Below are 2132 nucleotides of genomic sequence, written 5' to 3'. Positions count from 1 at the left end.
CCCGGCAGCGGACCCTGCGGGATGCGATCGCCTGGAGCGACCAGCTGCTCGGCCCCGCCGACCGAGGACTGTTGCGGCGCCTGGGGGTCTTCCAGGGCGGCTTCACCCTGGAGGCCGCCGAGGCGGTCGCCCAGGGCCTACCCGTCACCGACCTCGTGGTCGGCATCGCCACGCTGGTCGAAGGGAGCCTGCTGGGGCGGCCGGTGGAGCCCGGCCAGGCGCGCTTCTCGATGCTGCAGACGATCCGCGAGTACGCCCTGGAGCAGCTGCGGGCGGCCGGGGAGGCCGATGCGATCGGCGGCCGCCACGCCCACTTCTACGCCACACTGGTAGAGCAGGCAGAGCCCCAGCTCACCGGCGCCGACCAGGCGCGCTGGCTGGACCAGCTGGAGGCCGAGGACGCAAACCTCCAGGCGGCGCTGCGCTGGGCCAGCCAGACCGGCGACACCGAGATGGCGCTGCTGCTGGCCGCCAGACTGTGGCGCTTCTGGCAGCTGCGGGGGCACTTCGCCGAGGGCCGGCGCTGGCTCGAGGACGTCCTGGCGGCCGAGGGGCCGGCCAGCATGGCGCGGGCCAAGGCCCTGATCGGCCTTGCCGGCCTCTGCTACTGGCAGGGCGACTGGGACGCGGCCGAGGCCGCCTACGGCCACGCCCGGGAGCTGGCCAAGGGCCTGAAGGACTGGTGGCTGGAGCTGGAAGCCCTGTTCGGGGTGGCCTTCACCCTGGCCTGCCATCGAGGCGAGCTGCAGGCCGCAGCACCCATCGAACAGCAGTTCCAGGCCATCATCGCCGAGCACCCAGAACCGCTCGCGATCGGCTTGGGCTTGGCGACCTCGCAAATGATGCGGCTGTTCGCCGGAGACCTCGACGGCTCCCGCGCCTACGGCGAGCAGTGTCTGGCCGGGACCCGCGCCCTGGGCGAGCGGTGGTACGAGAGCCAGATCCTGCGCACCCTGGCCCTCACCTCCATGCTGCAGGGCCGCTACCAGCAGGCCGAGGATGAGCTGCGGGAATGCCTCGAGATCGCCGTGGAGCTGGGAGATCTAGCCGGGGTGGCCCTCGACCTGGATCGGTTGGGACAGGCGGCGGCGGCCCTCGGACAGCCCGAACGAGCGGTCGTGGTGGCCGGTGCCGCCGACCGCCTTCGTGAGTCCGTGGGCGGTGGGCTCACGGTGGAGTCGGGCCGGTGGGTGACTGAGCATCCACGAGATGCTGCCCGACGACAGCTCACCGACACCCAGATCGACCGAGCGTGGGCGCAAGGACGCACCATGAGTCTTGAGGATGCCCTCGCCTACGCTCGCTCGTGATCCAGTCTCCGGATCAACCCCGTGTCATCCTGCCCAGGCCATCACCGACCTCGATGAACTGCGACACCCCGCGAAGGAGGCCACGGGCCGATGCAACCACCACCGTCCCTGTCACCGGAGACCTTGGCCGCCCAGGCCCTCGGCCAGGCCGACCCGGTGTCGGGCGGGCTGACGCCGGTGCTGAACCCCTCGACCAACTACGAGCAGCAGCCGGACGGCTCCTACCCGCAGGACCGCGTCTACACCCGCGCCGACAACCCGACCTACGAGACCGCCGAGGGCCTGCTGGCCGCGCTGGAGGGTGCCGGCTGCGCCTGCGCGCTGTTCGCCTCCGGGATGGCGGCCGCCACGGCGATCTTCCAGGCCCTATTGCCGGGTGATCACGTGCTGGTCTCCCGGGTGCTGTATTGGGGGGTGCGCAAGTGGCTGGCCGAGTTCGCGCTCACCTGGGGCCTGGACGTGGAGTTCGTGGACGCCACCGACCTGGCGGCCGTCGGGTCGGCGATCCGTCCGGGCCGCACCCGGCTGGTGTGGGTCGAGACGCCGGCAAACCCGATGTGGGAGATCACCGACCTAGCCGGCATCTGCCAGGTGGCCCACGCCGCCGGGGCCCGGGTGGCGGTCGACAACACCGTGGCGACCCCGGTGCTCACCCGACCCCTGGAGCTGGGCGCCGACCTGGTGGTCCACTCGGCCACCAAGTACCTCAACGGCCACAGCGACGTGCTGGCCGGTGCGGTACTGACCGCCCGCCGCGACCCCTCCTGGGAGCGGATCCGCTCCTGGCGGCGCAACGCCGGCGCCGTGCCGGGTCCGTTCGAG

Annotated in this window: 2 protein-coding genes; both read left to right on the top strand. The window is 72.1% G+C overall.

What is annotated here, in order from left to right:
* Positions 1-1310 (top strand): tetratricopeptide repeat protein (locus VF468_05730; protein ID HEX5877813.1); only part of this gene is annotated, 1310 nt, incomplete at its 5' end.
* Between the two features lie 90 nt (positions 1311-1400).
* Positions 1401-2132: aminotransferase class V-fold PLP-dependent enzyme (locus VF468_05725; GenBank protein HEX5877812.1), on the top strand; the 732-nt coding region annotated here is incomplete at its 3' end.

The sequence above is a fragment of the Actinomycetota bacterium genome (assembly GCA_036280995.1).
In the GTDB taxonomy this organism is placed as follows: Bacteria; Actinomycetota; CALGFH01; order CALGFH01; family CALGFH01; genus CALGFH01.
This window is presented reverse-complemented; position numbering and strand designations above follow the sequence as displayed.